The following is a 23,244-nucleotide window of genomic DNA, read 5'->3' on the forward strand; positions in this document are numbered from 1 at the left end:
TCGAGGACGGAAATTTAATGGATATTAGCAAGAATCAAAATATTACGAGGCGTTAACTGCTTATCGCAAAACGTTTTAACACTGACTTGATAGCCTTGCTGTTGCAAATATAAAGCACGATCGAGTACAAGCCAAACCTCAATTGCTCTTCTGAACACATGTCGAACCAGTTCAATTCGATCAGTTATTTTTTTTCTAGCCTGCCCCTTCAATATAAATTCATTATAATCAACATTTTGAGGTAAATTTAATGTTTTTTTATCTGCAGCCCAAGCACAAAATGATTTAAACGAATCTGAAAATATAGCTTTGTTAACTGAAGGTACGCTTACATAATGTTGATCGCCAGTAATCGACTTTCTAAGTGCGTCAAAACCAAGTCGCCATTCAAGTTCTGTTTTACGTACTTTTTCCAGACGAGAAGGCGCTGTGACAGTTTCTTGTAATGCAAGCTTTAAATCGCGATGCGTTAGGTTAAGCTCACTTTGCTTTGCAACCTCACTCATTACACGGTACTCATTAGCCGTAAATAAATGATAGCAACAAGGTGAAAAGCTAATTTTCTGTACTTTCGCTAAACTTGCTTGGCGCATAAATGCTTGGTGTAAACCACCACATGCATGCAGCGCTACGGCATGCATATCAGCATTAAAAAATTGAGTGATATCGTCTTTTAATACATCTGCTTGGCTAAAGTGCATTGCCAAGCCTTGTTTCTGCGCACTTTTTTTTCCTTGCTCGCATAAGCTTTGTTGCAGTTCAATACTATGCACATCACTTGCGCCATTAAAAGCAAGCATTCGCCCTAAGTGTCCTTTACCCGCACACCACTCTAAAACTGGTTGCTTAGTATTAGGTAGTGCAGATACAAAATCTTGTAACTGATCAAACTTACGACCTTTAATGCCGTTACTTATCCAAAACGGATAATCAGCTCGAGAGTGTGCAGCACTAGGTAACTCGCATAACTTTGCAAGTTCATCAAGTTGGTTTATGTGTTGGCTAAAAAATTGGTATAGCTGATTTTGATCGTTATCAAGAACGCTTACCTGATCATCAGTTAGTTCGCAGAGCATGCCTTGCAGCTCTGGCCAAGGAATAGTGTCAAAATCAAATGCGGTGCACTGCCAATACTGGCGATGACGCATTAAAAGTGAATCAAGTGCTAAAAATTGCTCAGCTAAAGTCATAACAGCTTAAAAAATAAAAAAGGCAATTAATTATATCAGCTTCGTGAATTACCTAAGCAATTAATTTTTATTAAAAATAAGCCGTAAATACAAAGGTATTGAAATAATACTTACCAAAATAGCTGTCATGAGCATCCACGATAGCTGTATTTTTTCGGGCTCTTGGTATTTATAAATAAAGTGAGATTTCACTTCGTCAAATTCGTTTTGCTGTATGCCATATAGGTCCGCAATTAAACGCCACTTTGCTATCGACATATGCCCTAACCCCGTAGTAGGTGGAGTTATATAGTCTTTTAATACTTCAGCTTCAAAGGCGAGCTGATGAAAGTTTTTGCTCGGTGCATATATTTGTTGGGTGATTGCAATTGCTTCATCCATGTTCATCATTGCATAGCGCCACCCTTTTAGACTCGCTTGGTAGAATTTTTCGACCGTTTGCGGATTTTTCTTTAGCATGTTTTCGCTGGTAAATAAAATGTCGCTATATACGTCCATACCATAACGCTGTGGGCAAACAAGTCGATGAGCTACGCCTTGTTGAGTCATATTATAAGGCTCTGTAGTAACATACACTTGCATAGCATCTAGCTTGTTTTCAATCCAAGCCTGACCTGGATTTTCGCCATTGTAAACTTTGAGTTTATCTACATCAACGCCACTGCGTTTAAGCATAATAAGTAGCTCGGCGCCGTCATTTTTGCTCACAGCAGTGATACGTTTATTAGCAAAGTCACGAGGGTGAAAAATATCAGACGTGTCTTTTACCATCCAGCAGTAAGGTGAGAACTGCAATAAAGCAGCCATTGCAACAAGAGGTTGGCCATTAATACGTTGCTGTAAAATACCAGAATGCCCCACACCAAATTGTGCTTCGCCACTGGCCACAGGACCAAAGGTATCAGGCTTCATTGGGTTGGCTTGTTTAATAGTTACATCAAGGCCCGCTTCATTGTAAAAGCCTTTTTGCTTAGCCATATAGTAGCCAGCAAACTGGAATTGATGTGTCCATTTTAACTGTAATATGACTGATTCTTGCGCCGCGATATGGCTGCAAAAAAAGCACAATCCAATGATTAATCCTTTAAATAGCAACTAGGTGCCCTCAAAAAGTACGACTATTACCTGTAACTATATGTAATATGCGCTACAAAGCAAGCACCCTAGTTAGGTGCCTGCCTTTAAAGAAGGGTTATACTGAGGCGAGTTTTTCGGCTTTTTCTGCTTACGGCTTTGATGTTAAAAATTGGCTAAAACACGGGTTTTGTGTTTCATCTTGAACACTGTAACCTAAACGGTTTAAGTGCTCGTTAAACATATCAAACTGACTTGGTTCAATAGCAAAACCAGCCAATACATTCCCCATTGAGCCACCGTGGTTACGATAATGAAATAGCGTAATGTTCCAATTACTACCAAGCGTATCTAAAAAGCGCGCAAGGGCGCCTGGGTATTCTGGAAACTCAAAACGCAGTAATCGCTCGTGTAACTGCTCTGGCGCTTTACCACCTACCATATAACGTACGTGCAATTTAGCGAGCTCGTTATCTGATAAGTCACAAAATGCATAATCGTTTTTGGTGAGGTCTTGTTTTAATTCGTTGAGCTCTTGCTCACCTTGGCGCAGTGCAATACCTACAAAAATTTGCGCTTCACCTGGGCCCGCATAACGGTAGTTAAACTCAGTAATAGCACGCCCCCCTAAAGAAGCACAAAACTGTTTAAAACTGCCTTTTTCTTCTTTGATAGTAACGGCTAATAACGCCTCATTTTTTTCACCCAATGCTGTGCGCTCAGCAACATAACGCAGGCGATCAAAGTTTAAATTTGCACCCGAAAGCACAGCTGCTAAGTGCAACCCTTTTAACCCTGACTGTTGGCTCCACTTTTTAAGCCCTGCTGTTGCAAGTGCGCCCGAAGGTTCTGCAATTGCGCGGGTAGATACAAAAATATCTTGCATGGCGGCACAAATTTCATCACCAGTGACAGTCACAACCTCATCGCAAAACTTTTGCGCTAGGCGAAATGTTTCACTGCCGATAATTTTTACCGCAACGCCATCGGCAAAACTGCCGACACGATCAAGCTCTACAGGTTTTCCCGCTTCAAGTGCAGCTTGCAGACATGCACTTTCATCTGCCTCTACACCAATAACTTTTATATCAGGGCGCAATGACTTGATATAAACAGCCATACCTGCAAGTAAGCCGCCGCCACCAACAGGAATAAACACAGCATCAAGCTCGTTTAGTTGCTGCATTAATTCGCGAGCAACTGTACCTTGCCCAACAATAACATCGGGATCGTCAAAGGGCGGAACAAATACACCATTTCGCTGCTCTGTAAGTTCAAGCGCATGTGCTTTTGCAGCATCGAATTGATGTCCATGTAGTACCACTTCGCCACCAAGTGCGCGTACCGCACTTACTTTTATTTCAGGTGTGGTAACGGGCATAACAATAGTGGCTTTATGACCAAGGTGCGAAGCACTAAGTGCAACACCTTGCGCATGGTTACCAGCCGATGCCGTAATAACCACAGACCCTTTAGGTAACTTATTTAATTTATTATAAGCACCGCGTAATTTAAACGAATACACGGGCTGTTGGTCTTCACGCTTTAACCAAACATGATTACCTAGCTTTTTACTGAGTTCAGCCATTTCACTGACCTCGGTAACTTTAGCCAAAGGCTCCATATTTGCCTGAATGATAGCGCGAAAATAATCGAGCTCTTGAGAAACCATAATTAACTAAGCTCCTCCAGTTTGGCTAAATCACGTACTGCGCCTTTGTCGGCACTCGTTGCAAGTAGTGCATAGGCTTTTAATGCAGACGATACGTAACGCTCACGATCAACCGGTTTGTAGGCTAATTTTCCGCGTGCTAATTGTTTTTGCTTACGCGCTTCAAGCTCTTCATCGCTTAATGCCAAGGTGATTTCACGAGTAGCAATATCAATAATAATTTTGTCACCATTTTCAACATATGCAATAGCACCGCCACTTGCCGCCTCTGGCGATACGTGACCAATAGATAAACCTGATGTACCACCTGAGAAACGACCGTCGGTGATCAGCGCACACTTTTCAGCCAACCCTTTTGATTTTAAGTAGCTAGTTGGGTAAAGCATTTCTTGCATACCAGGGCCGCCTTTAGGGCCTTCGTAGCGAATAACCACAACATCACCGGCTTTTACCTCATCGTTTAAAATGCCTTCTACTGAATCATCTTGTGATTCGTATACCACTGCAGTGCCTTCAAAATGCAGCATTTCGTCAACTACGCCTGCGCTTTTAACAATACAGCCATCAACCGCTAAGTTACCTGAAAGCACAGCTAAGCCACCATCTTGTCTAAAGGCATGCTCAACACTTCGGATACAACCATGTTCTCGGTCGTTATCGCCTTCATCCCAACGGCACTCTTGGCTCATTGCTTTTGTAGTTCGAATACCGGCAGGACCTGCACGGTAAAACTTTTGTGCTGCTTCGTTTGTAGGATCAGTCGCGTCCCACTTTTTAACAAGCTCACCCATCGTCATACCCGCGACGTGGTTTACCGATAAATCAACTAAACCGGCTTTACCTAGCTCACGCACAATCGCCATCATCCCACCAGCGCGGTGCACATCTTCAATGTGATACTCTGGTGTAGCTGGCGCTACTTTACATAAAAATGGAGTTTTACGAGAAAGCTCGTCAATGTGCGACATATCAAAATCTACGCCGGCTTCTTGTGCCGCTGCTAATAAATGCAATACGGTATTAGAAGAGCCACCCATTGCAATATCAACCACCATTGCATTCATAAAGGCTGTTTTGTTAGCAATAGCACGTGGCAATACATCTTGATTATCTTTTTGGTAGTACTCACGACATAAATCAACAATACGAGCACCCGCTTCTACATATAACTGCTTACGATCTTTATGGGTTGCGAGCGTTGTACCGTTACCCGGCAGTGCTAAACCAATAGCCTCTAGTAAACAGTTCATTGAGTTTGCAGTAAACATGCCTGAACACGAACCACATGTAGGACATGCAGAGCGCTCTACTTGCTCTGAATCAGCATCACTTACTGTTTCATCTGCGCCTTTAACCATGGCATCAACTAAATCTAGTTTAATATCGATGTTAGCAAGTTTCGTTTTACCCGCTTCCATTGGTCCGCCCGATACAAAAATAACCGGTATATTTAAGCGTAGCGCTGCAAGCATCATCCCAGGGGTAATTTTGTCACAGTTAGAAATACAGATCATCGCATCGGCGCAGTGCCCATTAACCATGTACTCTACAGAGTCGGCAATTAAATCGCGAGAAGGCAGTGAGTAGAGCATACCGCCGTGACCCATTGCGATACCGTCATCAATGGCGATGGTATTAAATTCTTTTGGTACGCCACCCGCCTGAGTGATTGTTTCAGCCATTAACTCACTAAGCTGATTAAGGTGTACGTGCCCTGGTACAAATTGTGTAAACGAGTTAACTACAGCAATAATTGGTTTACCAAAGTCTGTGTCGGTCATGCCTGTTGCGCGCCATAATGCACGTGCGCCTGCGCGTTTACGTCCTTCAGTAGTTGTTGCACTTCTTAATTTAGCCATAGTTACCTCTGTTTTGCCGCTCTGTAAGCGGGCATTCCTCATTCTAAAATTGGTGAGTAACCGAGAGATTCAGTTACTCGTAAATTTGTGTCGTTAGCAATTACACAGCTTGTTGCTGTAGATTTTGCAAAGTGATTTCTTTAACGTCTATCAGTTTATTTAACTGGCTTGTTAAAAGGTGGATTGGCTTATCGCTATCTACCGTCATATCGACATTGTAATGACCATCATCTATGTTGAGCTGAAAATGCGTAAGATCAAAACCACGGTGACGCACTACACGTAAAAAACGCTCGACCGCTATACTTTGGCTCTTTAATGCAATAGTTAGGCTGTGTTTCATTGTGCTTTCTCCGTCATCATTTCGTCATTTGCAGCCCCAGGTGGTACAAGTGGCCATACGTTTTCTTTATCGTCTATGCAGGCATGTACTATGTACGGCCCTTTACTGTTAACTAATGCGGTTATTGCATCATCAACTTGATTTGCATGTGTAATTGTTTGCCCAGGAATACCAAATACAGCGGCTAATTGAACAAAATCAGGGTTATCTGACAGGTTTGTTTCAGAGTAACGCCCTTCAAAAAATAGCTCCTGCCATTGGCGAACCATACCTAAGCGTTGGTTATCTAGTATTAGTATTTTTACTGGTAAATTGTTACGGCGAATAGTCGCAAGCTCTTGAATATTCATCATGATTGAGCCATCACCCGACACCGTGATTACAAAATCGTCTGGGCGCGCTACTTGTGCACCAATGGCGGCAGGTAAACCAAAGCCCATTGTGCCTGCACCACCACTACTTAAATGGTTGCTCGGGTGGCTAAACTTCATGTGTTGCGCTACCCACATTTGATGCTGACCCACATCACAGCACACTACGCCTGTTTTTGGCATACGCTGGCTTAATTGGTTCAATAAATACGGGGCAAATACTTTTTCGCCTGGGTAGTCGTAGCGCCACGCATGCTTTACGCTTAACTGCTTATTTGTATCGCACCATGCTTTAGGGGTTACAAAGGACTCAAGTGCAGGTAATGACGTTTTTAAATCAGCAATTAATGAGGCTTTAGCAGGTTTACGTTTACCTACTTCAGCCGCATCAATATCTAAGTGGATTACTTTTGCTTTGGCTGCAAATTTAGCTAAGTTACCTGTTACGCGGTCATCAAAGCGAGCGCCTATACATACAAGTACATCACACTCTTGTACTGCTATATTAGCGGCTTGTGTACCGTGCATGCCTAGCATACCTAAGTAATGTTCGTAATCTGGTAATACACTGCCTAACGCCTTAAGTGTGGATACTGCTGGCATCTGTGTTTTATTTAAAAACTGCATTAACTCATTTTGCGCATCAGCTGCTTGCACGCCGCCGCCAACATATGCAACAGGCTGCTTTGCTTCACTTAATAATTGGTTTGCAATAGCCACTTGGTTTAAATCAAGTTGCGGTAAGTATTCATCAGCGGCTAACCACGGCTTAAAAGGCACTTGCGCCATTTGAATGTCTTTTGGAATATCAACAAGTACAGGACCTGGGCGACCACTTTGGGCTAAGTGCATGGCCTCTTGTAGTATTTCGGCTAAATCTTCGGCGCGCTCTACCATGTAGCTATGCTTAGTACACGAAAGCGACATACCTAGTACATCTACTTCTTGAAATGCATCTGAGCCAATGGCTGCAGTAGGTACTTGGCCGGTAATTGCTAACAATGGCACTGAGTCCATCATCGCATCGGCAAGTGCGGTTATTAAGTTAGTTGCCCCTGGGCCTGATGTTGCTAAACATACGCCTAATTTACCTGTGCTGCGGGCATAACCTACAGCGGCAAACCCTGCACCTTGCTCATGACGAGTAAGGTAATGTTTGACTGGCGCACCATACAGCGCATCGTAAATTGGCATAATAGCTCCGCCTGGGTAGCCAAATACCTCTTTTACGCCGTGCTTGGCTAATAAATCGATTGTTAGTTCTGCGCCTGTCATTAATTAATCCTCATTCCTCAGTGACAACCCAATTAAATACTTACTTAAAACTTATAGCTAAAATCTTTAAAACTTTGTACTTAAAACTAAAAAGCCCTCCGAACGGTTAGGTGCGGAGGGCTTTTTAATGCTTAAGTTTATAGCACTACGAAGCCCTCGCGGGAATAATCACCACGATAATAATCAGGACTAGGTTAAGTGCATTTGTAAGCATGTAATTAATACCAAATTTAAATCATTTGTTACGAAAGGTAATCTTTCGCTCTGTTATGTATTAATACCGCGCTGAGCCCTTTAAGTCAATACCAAACTCAATTCAAAAAAAACACTAAAACTCAAATTAAGTGGTTTTAAAATTCACCATAAATCCATTTAAAGGATTTTTTATGCTTTAATTTCAAGCATGGAAATTCACTATTCTTATATCTCTCATTTATGGTTTGATTAATTTTTGAGGTTTTTTGCAAATAAAAAATATTTATTTTCCTCAGGGAATACGTAGGTTCTCTTAAGCAATTCTTAAGTGTTGTTACATAGCATGGCGCTGTTATTTTAAACGAGCCCAAATATGAACATACTTAGCCAAATACCAGTACAAAAAAAGCCAAATCGTAGTAAGCGGTTTTACATTCACTGTAGTGCTAACGCCTTTGTAGTAATGATTGCCTGTTATTACTGTTTAGTTATAAACATTCCTTTTATTCAAGGTTCGTTTAGCGCCATTACCTCACTTGCGTCTTTTTCATGGCTGTTTTTACTCTCAGTCCCGCTACTTTTGCTATGCCTTTTAATTATTTTCTTTTCGATAGTGTCGGTCAGATGGTTGCTAAAACCTATTAACTACCTCTTACTGATAATTTCGAGCGGTGTGCTTTACGGCTCATTAAATTACGGCGTCGTGTTTGACTATTCAATGATTCAAAACACGTTCGAAACAGATTCAAGCGAAGCACTGAGCTATTTAAACCCGCAGCTCATTGGTTTTTTACTACTGTTTTGCGCGCTACCTGTTTTTATATTAAGCAAAGTAAAAATACACTTTACTCGCCCCCATCAAGAAGCGATTAGCCGTATAAAACTTATTATTGCCTGCTTAACGCTAGCTGCTTTAGTGGTCGCCAACTTTTACGCCGACTACGCAGCCACTGGCCGCAATAACCGCATTTTGAAAAAAGAAATCATCCCATTTCAGTATCTCTCAAGCGGTTATAAATATATGCGCGATCAGCTGTTGTACTCAAATATAGAATTTAAAAGTATAGATACTGCACCCACTTTAATTGCGCCTAATACCACCAGCGTAACAGTTATAGTTGTTGGCGAAACCGCACGAGCAACAAACTTTGCTTACCAAGGTTATAAACGCAACACCAACCCATATACACAAAAGTATAATGTGACGTATTTTAATAATGTGGCGTCTTGTGGCACAGCTACCGCAGTGTCTGTGCCGTGTATGTTTTCACTGCAAACACAAGATAACTTTGATCGATTAGCAGCCGACAACCAACAAAACCTGATTGACTTAGCACAACAAGCTGGCAGCGACGTACTGTGGGTTGATAACAACAGCGGCTGTAAAAACGTATGCACCCGTGTTGTTAATATTGATATCCCAACCACCCCATCAGCGCTTTGCGATGGAAAATATTGCTTTGATGAAGCACTGCTTGCTCCACTTAAGCGCAAACTCGCTAATTTAAGCCAAGCTAATACCGTTATCGTCCTACATATGATGGGCTCGCACGGACCAACCTACTTTAAACGCTACCCAGATAAATTTAAGCAATTTACGCCCACGTGCGACAGAAGCGACATTCAAAACTGCTCACTCGATGAATTAGTTAATACCTACGACAACACAATTGCGTACAGCGACTTTGTTAATGCCCAAGTAATTGAGCAATTAAAAGCACTACCAAACAACATAGATAAGCAGTTTTTATATGTCTCTGATCATGGTGAATCACTTGGCGAAGCCGGTGCTTACTTGCATGGTTTTCCGTATAGCTTTGCACCTAGCACACAAACGCACGTTCCTCTTTATATGTGGGCTGATGAGCATAACCAGCGCATTACTAATACCTGCTTAGCTAATTTAGATACCAGTGCTGCACGCTCACACAACAATATTTTTCACACCCTTTTAAATTTAATTGGCATTAAAAGCAAAACGTATCAGGCATCCCTTGATTTACTTGCTAGCTGCCAAACAACACCAAGCGAAATAAAACTATGAGTAATAAAACCGCTATAAAACGCCAAGGCTTAATGCGCCTTATTTTTACCTTAAGCCATTCTTTTAACGGCTTAAAATGGATGAGTCGATTTGAAGCGGCGTTTCAACAAGAGCTAGCACTGTTTTCGTTACTTGGGGTGTTTGTGTGGCTACATGAAATTGCATTAAGCGACAAGTTATTACTGATAGCCAGCCTGCTTTTTGTATTGTTTGCCGAGATGGTAAATACAGCAGTTGAAGTTGTGGTTGATAGAATAGGCAGTGAATACCATGAGCTTTCGGGCCTCGCTAAAGATATTGCCTCTGCCAGTGTGTTTATAGCCATGCTGATTACTGCTCTAATTTGGTGGGCTGTATTATGGGCTTAACACTCAAAAATAATAATTTTACAGTCAAGCAGGCACTTGGCCCTGTGTGGGTACTTATTGTATTTACTACTTTAGCACTGAGCTTTTTAACACTTGCCCGCTTTGGCCTGAGTGTTTGGCAAGGTGAGCGTGTATTTGGATCGCATGCGTGGTTATCTATATTTATAGGTGGCTTGAGGGTAGATATAGCCACTTTAAGCTACATTATTATGCCTGCATTACTACTAACTTTAATTATGCAAAGCATAGGCTGGCAAAACAAAGTACGTGGCCTAATTAAAATTTACTTAGTAATAATGTCGGCTTTACTCGTTTTTTTTGAAGTGATTACGCCTACATTTATAAATGAATACGACTTGCGCCCAAATCGCTTATTTATAGAGTATTTAATTTACCCTAAAGAAGTCTCAAGCATGATTGTTTCTGGCTACAAGTTAGAAGTATTTATTGCTGTTATAACACTTATTTTAAGCTGTAAATTAGCAAGTAAAGTATTTAGCAATCAATGGCAAAGCAAGTCATCACTAACGAGGCTGAATCAATCAATTTTAGCGTTAGTTTTAGTATGCTTAACTATTTTGGGCGCGCGTAATTCATTAGGACACAGGCCGCTTAACCCCGCCATGGTCTCGTTTTCTACCGATCACTTACTTAACGACTTAACCCTTAACTCACTTTATAGCGTCGCGTTTGCAGTTAAGCAACTTTCTAATGAGCAATCAAGCCAAGACTATTACGGTAAAATGCCCACCGATGAATTGCTTAGTATTGTGCGTAGTAACATGCAAAATACGCAAGCCGCATTTAGCGATGTAACCGCACCTACAAAAACGTTTCATGAAGCAAGTAATATAGGTAAACCAAAAAATCTAGTCATTATTTTACAAGAAAGTTTAGGTGCTCGTTACGTAGGCACGCTTGGCGGTTTACCACTTACACCTAATATAGACGCCCTTTATAAACAAGGCTGGGGGTTTGACAATTTGTACGCTACGGGTACACGTTCAGTGCGTGGAATTGAGGCGGTAATTACAGGGTTTACACCAACGCCTTCACGTGCGGTTGTTAAGCTTGATAAGTCACAACGCGACTTTTTTACCATTGCTGATTTCTTAGCGAAGCAAAATTACAACACGCAGTTTATTTATGGTGGCGAAAGCCATTTTGATAACATGCGCAGCTTCTTTTTAGGCAACGGTTTTAAAAATATCGTAGATACAAATAACTTTAAAAAAATAAACTTTAATGGCTCGTGGGGTGCATCAGACGAAGACTTGTACGACCAAGCCGACATAGAACTTACTAAGCTTAAAAATCAAAACAAACCCTTTTTTAGCCTTATATTTTCCAGCTCTAATCATAGCCCGTATGACTTTCCTGACGATAAAATAACGCTGTACGATAAACAAAAACAAACCCGTAATAATGCAGCCAAGTATGCCGATTACGCACTAGGCACGTTTATCGAAAAAGCTAAAAAATCGAGCTACTGGGACAACACCGTATTTATTGTTATTGCCGATCACGACTCGCGCGTATCGGGTTCTAACTTAGTGCCCATTGATCACTTTAAAATTCCGGCCGTTATTTTTGGTAAAGATATTACCCATAAACGAGATAGCCACCTAGCCAGTCAACTCGATATTCCTGTTACTCTACTGTCTTTAATTGGCGCAAGTGGTAAGCACCCAATGATAGGTCATGATTTATCAAAGCCAATTAGCGACAACAAACAACGCGCAATGATGCAATACGACAAAAACTTTGCTTATATGCACGATAATAAAGTGGTGGTGTTACAACCACAAAAACCAGCAACCACCTATACGTATAGCAATAACCAGCTTGTACCATGTGAAAACGATGAGCAACTAGTTAAAAAAGCCCTAGCCCACGCGAACTTAGGTAATCTAGCTTATACAAATGGTTGGTATCATTAAGAAAGTGACTTGATAATAAAGCCTTGTTAAAGTAACAAGGCTATTTTTATAAACCGAGTAAACATGAAAATCCTCGTTATTGAAGACTCAGAAGCATTAAGACGCAGCTTGCAAGTTGGCCTTAGCAACCTTGGTTTTACCGTAGATGAAACAGGTGATGGCTCAGAAGGGTTGAGTATGGCACTGAGTGGAAACTACGACCTCCTCGTACTTGATTTAATGCTACCGAACGTTGATGGCATGAGTATTTTACAAGCACTGCGCAGCAGTAATAGCCAAAGCCGTGTGCTAATTTTATCGGCACGAAGTGAGCCTCAAGATAAAATTAACGGCCTTATGAAAGGCGCTGACGATTATCTAACTAAGCCATTTTCGTTTGAAGAACTCCATGCTCGTGTCCTTGCATTACTTCGTCGTGGTTCACTGCAAAACCAACAAAATACCCTTAGTGTAGGTGATTGCGTATTAGATCTGTCACTTAAAACTCTTCACTACAAGCAACATGCCATTGAGCTCACGCGTAATGAATACAAAATAATAGAATGTTTATTTAGCGCCCCAGAGCGAGTATTGGGGCTTGAGCTTATAAGCGAAGCAGTGGTGGGTCAGTTTGATATGCTCTCTAAAAATGCACTTGAAGCACACATATCAACCATACGTAAAAAAGTAAGGCAGTTTAATGGCGAGCTTCCGATAAAAAATAAACGGGGGTTTGGCTATGTTGCCACAGCAAAATAAAACACACTCAATTAAACGTAAACTGGTTAATTATATTAGCGCAGTAATTTCAGTTATTTTATTCACTATATTTTTAACCGTTGATTTAAGTGTAGATACTTGGGTAGAAGATCAGTTCAATCAATCTTTAACTAATAAAGCGAACTATTTAAAAACCTTAGTAGAAGATGATAACGGCAATGTAGAGTTTGATTTTGCTGGCGAGTTTATGTCTGAATATGAGCAAGCACAAGCCAGCGAGTTTTATCAGCTTTGGCACGGCGAAGCGATATTTGAACGTTCTGATTCACTCGATTTGTTTCCAAACGCAAACTTACCTTTTTTAGACATGCCAATAAATGAATCCAAAATAATCGATATTGAACTTCCTAACGGACACGATGGCCGCGCACTTATAAGCCATTTTATTGCACATAAAGACGATAGAAGCATCACAGGTTTAGATGTATTTAACCGTATGACACTAACAATAGCTGCACCTACTGATGAACTTAATAAAGTGCTCATAATTATAGATGTTGTATTTATTCTAACCTGTATATTTGGTGTATTTGGCGTACGCTATTTAGTGACACGTATTGTAAATAAAGGCCTATACCCTCTACATAATTTAAACGACCAAATAAAGTTACTCGATATTACCGGTGTAGCACAAACCATAGAAAGCGATATAAAAGTAGAAGAATTAGAACCCATACGTAACGAACTAAATAAGTTTATCACTATAAATCAGAAACTCTACAGCAATGAAAAACACTTAACTAGCGATATAGCACACGAACTAAAAACCCCTATTGCTGAACTCATAAGCCTTTCAGAGGTGGCTATTCGATACCCTGACGATAAACGTATTAGCGACACCTATACCAGCGACGTACTCAATATATCCCAGCGAATGAAAACGATTGTAAATAGCTTACTGTTATTACAGCGCTCTAGCAGTAATGCTTTTGAGCTGAGCAATCAAAATATCATTTTAAAACGCTTAATTGACCAAGTTATTGAGGAGCTGACCTTCAAGCATCTAAATATATCAAAGCGTATTAATAATATGCTCGATGATGATTTAACTATTATTGCAGATGAATTTAGCTTAAATACCATTTTATGTAATCTTATAGATAACGCGCTATTTTACGGTATAACTGACCAAGCCATCATATTAGATGCCATTGAAAATGAGTATAGTGTAACAATTTCAATCAGTAACAAAGTCGACAAGCTACTTAACAATGAAGAGCTAAGTGCTATTTTTGATCCACTGTATCAACTCGATTCGTCACGAACTAATAACCAGCGCCACGGTTTAGGGCTTTCTATAGTGCAAAGCTTATGTGATTTAAATGGCTTTAAAATCAATGCTCAAAATAACGAAAATAATACCCTTACATTTAATTTAACACTGCCCATAAAGTGAATTTAGGTTAGTATTTATCTAACTCAACAACGGGATTTTAAGGACAAGCTATGAAAGCAATACCTCGTATTAGTCACCTTTTTATTATGGTGCTGTTTACAGTACTTAGTTTTAATAGCCTTGCGGCACCGGCTTTATATAAAGTAGAGAAAAACGGCATTAGCTCATATTTGTTTGGCACAGTTCACGTAGGTGATGCCAGCATGGAAGGTTTGCCAAAAAAAGTAACCGAGGCTATAGATCAAAGCGATGAAGTGATTGTAGAAGTAGATATTAGTAAACTCACGCCACTGCAAATGCAGCAACGCTCAATGCCTTTTATGATGCTTAAAGACGGCAAAACTTTACAAACAGAACTATCAAAACAAAATTACAATAAACTTAAAGACTACTTTGCTAAAAAGTCGATTGATATTGCCATGTTTAACGGCCTAAAACCGTGGGCTGTAATGGTAACCATGATGCAAATTGAGTTTCAAAATGCAGGTTATTCAGATAAAACCGGCATAGACAAGCAAGTACTTAGTTATGCTAAAGAGCATAATATTAAAATAGGCGAGCTAGAAACCCTAGAACAGCAGTTACAAATGTTTGATGGTATGGCGCTATTAAGCAATGAAATGATTGAAGAAACCTTTAAGCAACTAGCCGATATTAATACTTACTTTATCAAGTTAGTTAATGCTTGGAAAAGCGGTGATATGGACACACTAACCGATTACTACAACATGAGTTTTGATGACAGTAATTACGGTGAAATTAGCGAGCAAGTAATGCTAGTTAATCGTAATGATAAATGGGTTGAGCAATTAGTTCCTCGTTTAACTAACGAAAAACTATTTGTTGCTGTAGGTGCGTTACACCTGCCAGAGCAACATGGTTTAATAAAGCAGTTAAAAGATAAAGGTTTTAGTGTTACTAGCCTTTAAAATTAGAACCCAATAGAGCTTACGAAATAGCAACTCTACGTAGGCTCATAATATTTAGGTGAGTTATGAAACGTATTCAATTCGAAATTTTATTTTTTCTCTCCATGCTTTTTATCAATGGAGTATATTACTACCAAGAGGGGTATTTTAAACCAAGTAGTGGGTTAATCCTTGCCTCTATTTTTATTACGATTGAAATTGTTATTTTTGCAATACAAAGTATTAATAAAAAATATAAGAAACGAACTAATACCTAAAATCTTCCATTTTTAAGTAATTCTCTATTTCTTTAATTTTGTCAGCCGCATGATGATTTACATAAATCACAGTACTTGTTTTCGCCGCACATACCTTCTCAATTAATACTAACACCCGCTGTCTATTCGCTTCATCTAGTCCTAAGCAGGGTTCATCTAAAATAAGTAATGTTGGGTGTTTTACCATTGCGCGTACAATTAATAACATACGCTGATCGCCATAAGATAGCTGAGTAAATGAAGTGTTTTGCTTATCACTTAAACCTATTAATGCAAGCCACTGCTTAGCGATACTTACTTGTGAATCACTCGGCTTTTGATATAAACCAATGCTGTCATAAAACCCTGAAATAACAGTATTTAAAGCCGATATACTTACGCGATAATCCATATGCAGTGCGTTTGATATATAGCCTATGTGCTGCTTTATATCCCAAATGCTCTCCCCTGTACCGCGTTTCAAACCGAACACCTCAATGTCATTATTATAACATTGAGGGTTGTCACCTGTTATTAAGCTTAATAAGCATGTTTTACCTGAGCCATTTGCTCCACTTAGTTGCCAATGCTGATGCTTTTGAATAGTCCAGCTTAAGTTTTTAAATACAGTTACATCACTGTAACTAACTTTAGCATTATTTAATTTAACTAAAGTCTCACCTGAAAATAGCGATTGTAACTGCGTGCTATCGGGTTTTGGTACACTTAATGTAGTGTGTTCTAAATGCAGTAATTTTAGTAAGTCGTTTAACTGTTCAACACTTGGGTTAGCTAATGTATGGATCAAGCACCCTTGGCTAACATAACCATAATGAGAAATAAAAGCAGGGATTTCATCCAGACGGTTTAAGACAAAAACAAAAGTAATTGTTTTACTAAGATCTACTAGTATTTGATTAAGCTGAAGGCACGAATCCGCATCAAGTCCATCAAAAGGTTCATCAAGCACCACTAAGTCACAGCTTGAGCTAAGCGCATTAATAAGTAATAACTTGCGGGTTTCACCTGTTGAAAGATCTCTAAAACGCCTGTTTCGTAGCGTATCAAATTTAAAAAGCTCAATAAGCTGAGTTAAAAGGCTACTGTGTTGGTTTTGCGAGGTAAATATAAGATCTTTTACTAGGCTTTGCTTTTCATGCTCTAACTCATTTGCAAGTAACTGCTTTTGCGAATCAGACGAGACCAATATTACTCTATCAATACTACTTAACCGTTTGCCACTCTCACACTGTGCCTCGCCTATTAAGGTAGCCGTTAGCGCTGATTTACCTGCGCCATTACCGCCTAATAATAGCCAATGTTCCCCCAAATTAACTTGCCAATTTAAAGTACTAATATTGTAACGGCTTTTACCCTGCCCTTTTAAATAACCATTAAATTGCTGAAGCGTAATTGACTGCACGTGTGTTTCCGAGTAAACATAAAACAATAACTTAGCGCATATTTAAAGGGCTTAGCAAGCACCTTCGCTACACGGGTTACTAATTTTACTTATACTGTTTAAAGCATCCTCAATTGCCTGCTGACTAATGGGCTTATAGATATGAGCATTAGCGCCACTTTCATATACTTCTTCCATATCATCATCCGAGGTATTTGCTGTTACAGCTATAATTGGCATCGTTTTATTAAGCTCAGCACGTATTTTTTTTATGGCTGTGAAGCCATCCATTACTGGCATATTTAAATCCATAAAAACAACGTCGTACTCGTTTTTACTCACCATATCACACGCTATTTCTCCATTTACAGCGCATTCGTAGCTTAAATTTAAAAGAGTTAGTATACGGGTAAGCAACATAGTATTAAGCGGGTTATCCTCAACAACTAAACACGTTAGATTACTATTTAATGTATGCTCTTCAAGCGCTTCTTTATGGCTTATTATTGGTAAGCTTAAAGTTACTATAGCACCATGCGGCACGTTATTTTGAAAGCTAATTGTGCCATGAAGTGCCTTAACTACATACTGTACACGGGTAAGTCCAGTTCTTAATCCTTGAAAGTGATTATTCTGTTTGAATGAATCAAATTCAAGGTCAGCAACTGCCTGTGAAAAACCACAACCAGTATCTTTCACAGTTAAGAAAAACTCATTATTTAAAAGCTCTGCAGATACATTAATTTCACCTTCGGCAGTAAATTTAATCGCATTGCTCATCAATTCAGTAAACATGTGCTGCAAGCGCTGGTGATCTAATTTACAAATACAGTTTAACGATTCATCTAAATGACTAGTTAACTTTATACCTTTTTGCTTACATGCATATTTATAAGCTATCACTACTTTATTGCACGACTCTAATAGGTTTTCATCTTTTAAATGGGGTACCCACTTCCCTGCACTCAACGCCTGCAGGTCTTGTAGCTCATCAAGCATGGATATTAATCTGAGAGAGCAATATTTTGCCTGAGTTTTAATACTTTCTTGCTCAGAAGTTACATCTAGCGCTTCTATAGATGTGATTAAACCCTGTAAAGGTGTTCTAAATTCGTGGCTCGCTCTGGCAATAAAATGCTCTTTATTTTGGCTAATTTGCTGTACAAAATCTTTTTGTTTTTGTAATTCTGACAGCGTATTTGTTACTTCTTTCTCCATTGGCATAAAAACAAATCTTAGCTCAATCAGCAGTAATATCATGGCTAATAGCCAGCATAATATTTCTAAATTAGAAACCCAGTTAACCTTACTGAGCGCACTTTGCTCATATAAACTAACTGCCTTATCGAGGTTTAATAAAAGCGTTTCTACCTCTTCGATAGAAAAAACTGACTGCTTTACCTCTCCTTTTTGGTATAACAGCTTCTCTGCTTCTAGTATGTATTGTGTAACACTTTTATCTAGCTGTATTGGCTCATATAGGTATAACTTTATAAGCTCAGGCGTTAAATATTTATACTCCCCGCTAGGGTTTTGCACTAATAATTGTTGATGCGCAGAATTAAATGTATTTAAAGATTTTTTTAGGGATTGAGTATGTGATACAGAGTAGTTATTCGTATTAAGTATAGTATTACTATGCCATGCTATTTTTTGCGAAAGCATCCTTTGCTTACCTGCAATATTAATAACTTTAGCATCGTACTTTTGAACCGAAATACTTAATTGAAGTAATAATGCAGAACCACTGATCAAAAGCGCAATAGCTAATAACGCCCATCGGTATCGCTTTCTAACACTTTTAATAATATTGAACATATAAGGGCCTGTTTTTTTATTTAAGTGTAGCCTAATTTTATGAAACGAAAAATCAGTAAGAGTAATACCATTTATATGATTAAGTAAGCTATGTTTAGACAAGAAAACTATGACAATAAAAACCCAGCAAAAGCTGGGTTTTATAAAGTTAAACGTTATCTATTTTCTAATCGGTTGTAATCAAACATTCCATGTTCTATACCACGATACTCTTTTGCCACAGAGTGTAAAATGTCGCTGTATTGCCAAAACTGTGGGTGAGTGCGGCGTATTCCAAATTCACTTTTTAAAACACGATAATCAGCTTCAATTTGCATCATTGGCAACTGCTCGGCAAATGCATTAACTTGTTGCTCATTATTTAAATACCAAATAGCAGCTGGGTAATCACCTATAAAACCAGGTACGATTGTGGCTGTATCTTCATCATAGGCGCGTTGGCCATCCTCGTTTAATAAACTCGATATATTGTAGTGCGCATTATGATGGATGATTGTATAACCTTTATGGCTATTATCAGCTTGCTTAACGAGTACAAAAGAAATTTGAGGCAACAAATTAACTGCTTTTGCAGGCATATTATTTATTGCACTTAACGACTCTGGCACTTTAGTGTAATCGTACCTCTCACTTAGTACAGGCGCTAAAGCCTCTTTCATTAAAGCGTATAACTCGTGCTGAGGGTTATCGGTTTTATACTCAATACCGGTTGGCTGGCTAAATTCACGATTATTTTTAAAGAACTTAGATAAATCTGGTGGCGAGTTACGATACCACTGCTTTTTAATTTGATTACGCTTTGCCTCTGGCAGCAATGATAAAAAGTTTTGCTCCCCTTCTAAACGTAAAAAATCCATGTATAAGCGTGTTACTAATTGATGGCCAATATTCCCGTATACATCAAAACCGGCTACAAGTAAGTAGTGGATGCGCTCAAATAAAGCATAATCAAGTATCCAAGTTGTTTTAGGCTCTTGCCCTATAAAACCTTTAACCACAGTAGCACTGTCAAAATGCCGAAAAATAGTTAAGGCTGCGTTCTTATTATGCCCATCACCTTTCCAAAGTAAACCGGTAGTAAGATGCTCGCCACCTTTAAACATATCGTTTGCGAGCTCAACTTTAGCCTGTAAATATTTTTTCTCACGTACTGAATATTTAACCCAGCTAGAGATAGGTAACGCATTACTTTCTTCAGCAGCAGGGAGCTCTAGAGCATCTTCATGCTGTACAAGCATTTGCCCTACAGCGGGTGTAGCAACTTTATCAGGGTCAGCAAAGGCTACCCAAAAATGATCATTAATTACGTTTAGCGCAATCTGACCACGACAAACAGGCCCTTTTATAAAACCCATAATAATAAGTTCAGCTTCATCAAGCATAAACTGATACTTAGAATTAATAGGAATTACTTCAAATGTTTTAAATGGATTTGAAGCCGACTCAGCTTTATAACTAGGCATTTTAGTTACGGTGTAATCAGGTGCAATAAACTGCTCGTATAAACGTAGTAACTTAGCTTCATTAAGCTCAAGTGGTAAATGTGTTTTAGAAAGAATAGTTGAGCGTTCTTGCATAAAACGATAATAAACACGGCTAACTTTAGGATCATCATATGGGCGGCGCGTGTTGATTAGCTTTATTTCTTCACCAGGGGGCGTACTTGAACGCACAAGTTTAAAAAAGCTTTGTGGATTTTCGGGAGTAAAATAAATGTGCGCTAAAAACCAATGTTCATATATATAACGCGCTGATAACTGATACTTTAAACTATCTTGATTTAAAAATGCTTCCCAGCCTTTTATCTTGTTTAAATCAAATTGGCTAGGTGGCTTAAGGTGCGACATTTTACCGCCACCTTTAAGCCAGTTTTGTAAATGATTAAACTCTTCTCGCGATACCCCAGGTAAACCATAAGGCATACCTGCATGAGGTTGCTCATCCGCAAGTCGATCAAATTCGCCCATTGTGGCACACGTTTGTGAGCGACTAAGTGAAAAATCAAATTCATCATCTAATACTTCATTAGCAGGTAATTCATGGCTTTGCTTTAATACCAAACTATTAAATAGCACGCTACCAGCTAAGTTGGCCTCTTCTGTTTGAGCGCGCTCATTAAGCACAGGCGTAAAGTTTTTCTCGCGCCATTGCTTTGTATTAGTTGCATCAAATAACAAACGGCTCGGTGTAGTGGCAAGTAAACGTGTTCCATCATAAACAAGATCTTTGCTTAGCCCACGATCAATCCCCTCAGGCGATGAAAGCTTCAACTGACAAGGCGCATCATAACAGCCATGACATACAACACAGCGAGTATCGAGAACTGGTTTTACATTTTGTAAAAAATCAGCCCCAGCCCCCGTGGTATGTGGAATAATCCGTTCTTGTGTTTGCTCTGCACCAAATACATTATCGTAATGAGCATTACCCAAATATGCACACCCACTCAAAATAATCAGTACTAAGGCACTTATTAGAATTTTTTTCATTCTAAGTCCTCATCACCTAAGTCAAATGTTGGCATCATATCCATTTGTGGAGATACAAATGTTTGTTGCTCTGAGGTATTTAGTACCACACTCAATAAAGGTCCATGAGTTAAAGTAATTTGCGCATCGTGCTCTTGTTCTAAAGTCGCCGAGTATACAGAATCAGTAATTAATAGCTGGTAATTACTTAGCGTAATAGCGACACTGCTACCTTCGCTCGGGTTTTGGCAAATTTGAGTTAGTAACTCATCATTTAACGCAATAGAAATTTCAAAATCAGGTTGCTCTAAATCTCTTTCACTTAAAGTTTCATCAAGAAGAAATAAAGGAAGGGTTAAGTTGCTATCTTGTTCAATTTCCATTGTGCTCTCAGTGCTACTAACTATTTAATTGTGTGCATTATAGCAAGAAAAATTGAACAATAATTCATAATGGATAGCCAAATAACGTGGGGAACTTAGTCGCTGGTATTAAATAATATTATCTTTAATACCAGCATATGTTTACGCTAATGAACTACTAAGCATATCCGGCTGTATTACCGAAAATACAGCCCCCTGAGGATCACAGATAACACAAAACCGACCAACGTCAGGAACATCTGTAGCAGGAACACATACTTGCCCGCCAAGCTCTTCAACTTTTTTAATGGCTGTACCGCAATTTTCAACAGCAAAATAAATCATCCAATGAGGAGGAGTATCTGCTGGCCACTCGTTTGTCATCTCAAGCATGCCTGAGATAAGTTTACCATTCACTAAAAATAAGGTGTATTGCATATTCTCCATTGGCTTTGTTTCACTTTGCCAACCCAACAAAGAACAGTAAAAATCTTTACTTGCTTTAGTATCTCGCGTTGCTAATTCATACCAATATGGCGTATGTAGCTCTTCAACACGTTTACACCCTTTGTGCGCATTCCCTTGCCACAGAGCAACAGTTGCTCCACCTGGATCTTTTATTATTAATATTCTGCCAGCATCCATAACATCATGAGGACTCGCAATAATTTCAGCACCAAGGCTTTTTGCTTTCAAAGCACATTCATCAACATTATCTACTGCAATATATGCTAACCAATAACTCGGAACACCCGCAGCAACCTGTTCTTGATCTATTTCGTACATAGCTGCAATATCATCACCTTGTTTTTGCAACACGGTGTAATATAAGTTTTCACCAATTGGCTGGTCATCATATCCCCAATCAAATAATGAAGTATAAAACGCCTTACCGTCTTTCCCATTGTACGTACAAAGTTCTGACCAACAAAAAATACCATGGGGATGATTATCAATTTCGCTCATTATTAAGCCCTTATTATTCTAAGTTCACCTAAACAAGTTCTGTTACATTTTTATAAACGACATAATTGAGCAGACCATAAATTAAGATTAGAGCAACAGCAAAGCAGAGTCGATAATTTAAAGAAGAGATATTGAAAATATTTTGTTACACCAATCTACTTAATTGAGTAGGCTATTGTGAGGTAAGGAACCTACGTCTATAACAAAGCAAAAATTTCGGTATTTAGTAAGACTTTAATCGAAGTAGAAGCTTTATAAGAGTACTCGCAGTGCTTTTATTATACTCGCTCTACCTACGTGCTCGGGGTTGCTGTGAGTGTGTATTAATTGCGCACATTTCACTTTTCTGCAGACGTAAAAAAGCCCGACTATTTCTAGTCGGGCTTTCTACAATTTGAAGCCTGGTAATGTCCTACTTTCACATAACAAATGCTACACTATCGTTGGCCGGGGCTCGCCTTCGAGCTATTTGGTTTCATTACTGAATTCGGCATGAGCTCTTGACTATTTATTAAATCCCAAACAGCAAAAAACCCGTCACATAGCTGTAACGGGTTTCTTTAATTTGAAGTCGGTA

General features: G+C 39.2%; 18 protein-coding genes. 7 read left to right on the plus strand and 11 right to left on the minus strand.

Features of this window, described 5'->3' with window-relative positions:
* Nucleotides 1–14: 14 nt before the first annotated feature.
* The 6 genes from V6260_RS11545 to ilvG all read right to left on the minus strand — a co-directional run bounded on the left by V6260_RS11545 (nucleotide 15) and on the right by ilvG (nucleotide 7,784).
* Nucleotides 15–1,190, minus strand: a complete 1,176-nt coding sequence (locus V6260_RS11545) for a methyltransferase (protein ID WP_341594212.1) — start codon at nucleotides 1,188–1,190, stop codon at nucleotides 15–17.
* 60 nt (nucleotides 1,191–1,250) lie between these two features.
* Nucleotides 1,251–2,285, minus strand: coding sequence for an ABC transporter substrate-binding protein (locus V6260_RS11550; RefSeq protein ID WP_341594213.1), 1,035 nt, complete (start codon nucleotides 2,283–2,285; stop codon nucleotides 1,251–1,253).
* A 130-nt stretch (nucleotides 2,286–2,415) separates the two neighbouring features.
* The gene (gene ilvA, locus V6260_RS11555) at nucleotides 2,416–3,936 is read right to left on the minus strand and encodes a threonine ammonia-lyase, biosynthetic (RefSeq protein WP_341594214.1); all 1,521 of its coding nucleotides are present in this window, start codon (nucleotides 3,934–3,936) and stop codon (nucleotides 2,416–2,418) included.
* 2 nt (nucleotides 3,937–3,938) lie between these two features.
* On the minus strand, nucleotides 3,939–5,795 hold the full coding sequence (gene ilvD / locus V6260_RS11560; protein ID WP_341594215.1) for a dihydroxy-acid dehydratase: 1,857 nt from the start codon (nucleotides 5,793–5,795) through the stop codon (nucleotides 3,939–3,941).
* 100 nt (nucleotides 5,796–5,895) lie between these two features.
* Nucleotides 5,896–6,138: an acetolactate synthase 2 small subunit gene (gene ilvM, locus V6260_RS11565; RefSeq protein ID WP_341594216.1), complete on the minus strand. Its 243-nt coding sequence runs from the start codon at nucleotides 6,136–6,138 to the stop codon at nucleotides 5,896–5,898.
* Nucleotides 6,135–7,784 (minus strand): acetolactate synthase 2 catalytic subunit, encoded by a 1,650-nt coding sequence (gene ilvG / locus V6260_RS11570; RefSeq protein WP_341594217.1) that lies wholly within the window; start codon nucleotides 7,782–7,784, stop codon nucleotides 6,135–6,137. The genes ilvM and ilvG overlap by 4 nt, the downstream gene beginning before the upstream one ends.
* Before the next feature lie 568 nt (nucleotides 7,785–8,352).
* Here ilvG and V6260_RS11575 point away from each other — a divergent pair.
* From V6260_RS11575 to V6260_RS11605, 7 genes are all read left to right on the plus strand, one after another.
* Entirely contained in the window at nucleotides 8,353–10,023 is a 1,671-nt protein-coding gene (locus V6260_RS11575) for a phosphoethanolamine--lipid A transferase (RefSeq protein WP_341594218.1), read from the plus strand.
* Nucleotides 10,020–10,391 (plus strand): diacylglycerol kinase, encoded by a 372-nt coding sequence (locus V6260_RS11580; protein WP_341594219.1) that lies wholly within the window; start codon nucleotides 10,020–10,022, stop codon nucleotides 10,389–10,391. The genes V6260_RS11575 and V6260_RS11580 overlap by 4 nt, the downstream gene beginning before the upstream one ends.
* Nucleotides 10,382–12,331 (plus strand): LTA synthase family protein, encoded by a 1,950-nt coding sequence (locus V6260_RS11585; protein WP_341594220.1) that lies wholly within the window; start codon nucleotides 10,382–10,384, stop codon nucleotides 12,329–12,331. Before V6260_RS11580 ends, V6260_RS11585 begins: the two co-directional genes overlap by 10 nt.
* 63 nt (nucleotides 12,332–12,394) lie before the next feature.
* Complete coding sequence (locus tag V6260_RS11590; RefSeq protein WP_341594221.1) at nucleotides 12,395–13,069, plus strand: response regulator transcription factor; 675 nt, start codon at nucleotides 12,395–12,397, stop codon at nucleotides 13,067–13,069.
* Nucleotides 13,050–14,486, plus strand: a complete 1,437-nt coding sequence (locus V6260_RS11595; protein WP_341594222.1) for a HAMP domain-containing sensor histidine kinase — start codon at nucleotides 13,050–13,052, stop codon at nucleotides 14,484–14,486. The genes V6260_RS11590 and V6260_RS11595 overlap by 20 nt, the downstream gene beginning before the upstream one ends.
* A 50-nt stretch (nucleotides 14,487–14,536) precedes the next feature.
* Nucleotides 14,537–15,415: a TraB/GumN family protein gene (locus tag V6260_RS11600; protein ID WP_341594223.1), complete on the plus strand. Its 879-nt coding sequence runs from the start codon at nucleotides 14,537–14,539 to the stop codon at nucleotides 15,413–15,415.
* 65 nt (nucleotides 15,416–15,480) lie between these two features.
* Nucleotides 15,481–15,672, plus strand: coding sequence for a hypothetical protein (locus V6260_RS11605; protein WP_341594224.1), 192 nt, complete (start codon nucleotides 15,481–15,483; stop codon nucleotides 15,670–15,672).
* Here the strand turns inward: V6260_RS11605 and V6260_RS11610 are convergent.
* The 5 genes from V6260_RS11610 to V6260_RS11630 form a co-directional block, all read right to left on the minus strand.
* Nucleotides 15,662–17,074, minus strand: a complete 1,413-nt coding sequence (locus tag V6260_RS11610; protein ID WP_341594225.1) for an ATP-binding cassette domain-containing protein — start codon at nucleotides 17,072–17,074, stop codon at nucleotides 15,662–15,664. The genes V6260_RS11605 and V6260_RS11610 overlap by 11 nt on opposite strands.
* A gap of 51 nt (nucleotides 17,075–17,125) precedes the next feature.
* The gene (locus tag V6260_RS11615; RefSeq protein ID WP_341594226.1) at nucleotides 17,126–18,871 is read right to left on the minus strand and encodes a response regulator; all 1,746 of its coding nucleotides are present in this window, start codon (nucleotides 18,869–18,871) and stop codon (nucleotides 17,126–17,128) included.
* 155 nt (nucleotides 18,872–19,026) lie between these two features.
* Complete coding sequence (locus V6260_RS11620) at nucleotides 19,027–21,360, minus strand: fatty acid cis/trans isomerase (protein ID WP_341594227.1); 2,334 nt, start codon at nucleotides 21,358–21,360, stop codon at nucleotides 19,027–19,029.
* Complete coding sequence (locus tag V6260_RS11625) at nucleotides 21,357–21,722, minus strand: hypothetical protein (RefSeq protein ID WP_341594228.1); 366 nt, start codon at nucleotides 21,720–21,722, stop codon at nucleotides 21,357–21,359. The genes V6260_RS11620 and V6260_RS11625 overlap by 4 nt, the downstream gene beginning before the upstream one ends.
* A 141-nt stretch (nucleotides 21,723–21,863) precedes the next feature.
* Nucleotides 21,864–22,667, minus strand: coding sequence for a VOC family protein (locus tag V6260_RS11630; RefSeq protein ID WP_341594229.1), 804 nt, complete (start codon nucleotides 22,665–22,667; stop codon nucleotides 21,864–21,866).
* Nucleotides 22,668–23,244 lie beyond the last annotated feature (577 nt).

This window comes from Pseudoalteromonas aliena (assembly GCF_038155085.1).
Taxonomy (GTDB): domain Bacteria; phylum Pseudomonadota; class Gammaproteobacteria; order Enterobacterales; family Alteromonadaceae; genus Pseudoalteromonas; species Pseudoalteromonas aliena_A.

Excerpts from the sequence above, each read along its gene's own strand:
- V6260_RS11630 (WP_341594229.1), bottom strand. The coding sequence starts at position 22,667 with ATGAGCGAAATTGATAATCATCCCCATGGTATTTTTTGTTGGTCAGAA.
- ilvG (WP_341594217.1), bottom strand. The coding sequence starts at position 7,784 with ATGACAGGCGCAGAACTAACAATCGATTTATTAGCCAAGCACGGCGTA.
- V6260_RS11600 (WP_341594223.1), top strand. The coding sequence starts at position 14,537 with ATGAAAGCAATACCTCGTATTAGTCACCTTTTTATTATGGTGCTGTTT.
- V6260_RS11605 (WP_341594224.1), top strand. The coding sequence starts at position 15,481 with ATGAAACGTATTCAATTCGAAATTTTATTTTTTCTCTCCATGCTTTTT.
- ilvA (WP_341594214.1), bottom strand. The coding sequence starts at position 3,936 with ATGGTTTCTCAAGAGCTCGATTATTTTCGCGCTATCATTCAGGCAAAT.
- ilvM (WP_341594216.1), bottom strand. The coding sequence starts at position 6,138 with ATGAAACACAGCCTAACTATTGCATTAAAGAGCCAAAGTATAGCGGTC.
- V6260_RS11585 (WP_341594220.1), top strand. The coding sequence starts at position 10,382 with ATGGGCTTAACACTCAAAAATAATAATTTTACAGTCAAGCAGGCACTT.
- V6260_RS11590 (WP_341594221.1), top strand. The coding sequence starts at position 12,395 with ATGAAAATCCTCGTTATTGAAGACTCAGAAGCATTAAGACGCAGCTTG.
- V6260_RS11580 (WP_341594219.1), top strand. The coding sequence starts at position 10,020 with ATGAGTAATAAAACCGCTATAAAACGCCAAGGCTTAATGCGCCTTATT.
- V6260_RS11595 (WP_341594222.1), top strand. The coding sequence starts at position 13,050 with ATGTTGCCACAGCAAAATAAAACACACTCAATTAAACGTAAACTGGTT.
- V6260_RS11625 (WP_341594228.1), bottom strand. The coding sequence starts at position 21,722 with ATGGAAATTGAACAAGATAGCAACTTAACCCTTCCTTTATTTCTTCTT.
- ilvD (WP_341594215.1), bottom strand. The coding sequence starts at position 5,795 with ATGGCTAAATTAAGAAGTGCAACAACTACTGAAGGACGTAAACGCGCA.
- V6260_RS11615 (WP_341594226.1), bottom strand. The coding sequence starts at position 18,871 with ATGTTCAATATTATTAAAAGTGTTAGAAAGCGATACCGATGGGCGTTA.
- V6260_RS11545 (WP_341594212.1), bottom strand. The coding sequence starts at position 1,190 with ATGACTTTAGCTGAGCAATTTTTAGCACTTGATTCACTTTTAATGCGT.
- V6260_RS11575 (WP_341594218.1), top strand. The coding sequence starts at position 8,353 with ATGAACATACTTAGCCAAATACCAGTACAAAAAAAGCCAAATCGTAGT.
- V6260_RS11620 (WP_341594227.1), bottom strand. The coding sequence starts at position 21,360 with ATGAAAAAAATTCTAATAAGTGCCTTAGTACTGATTATTTTGAGTGGG.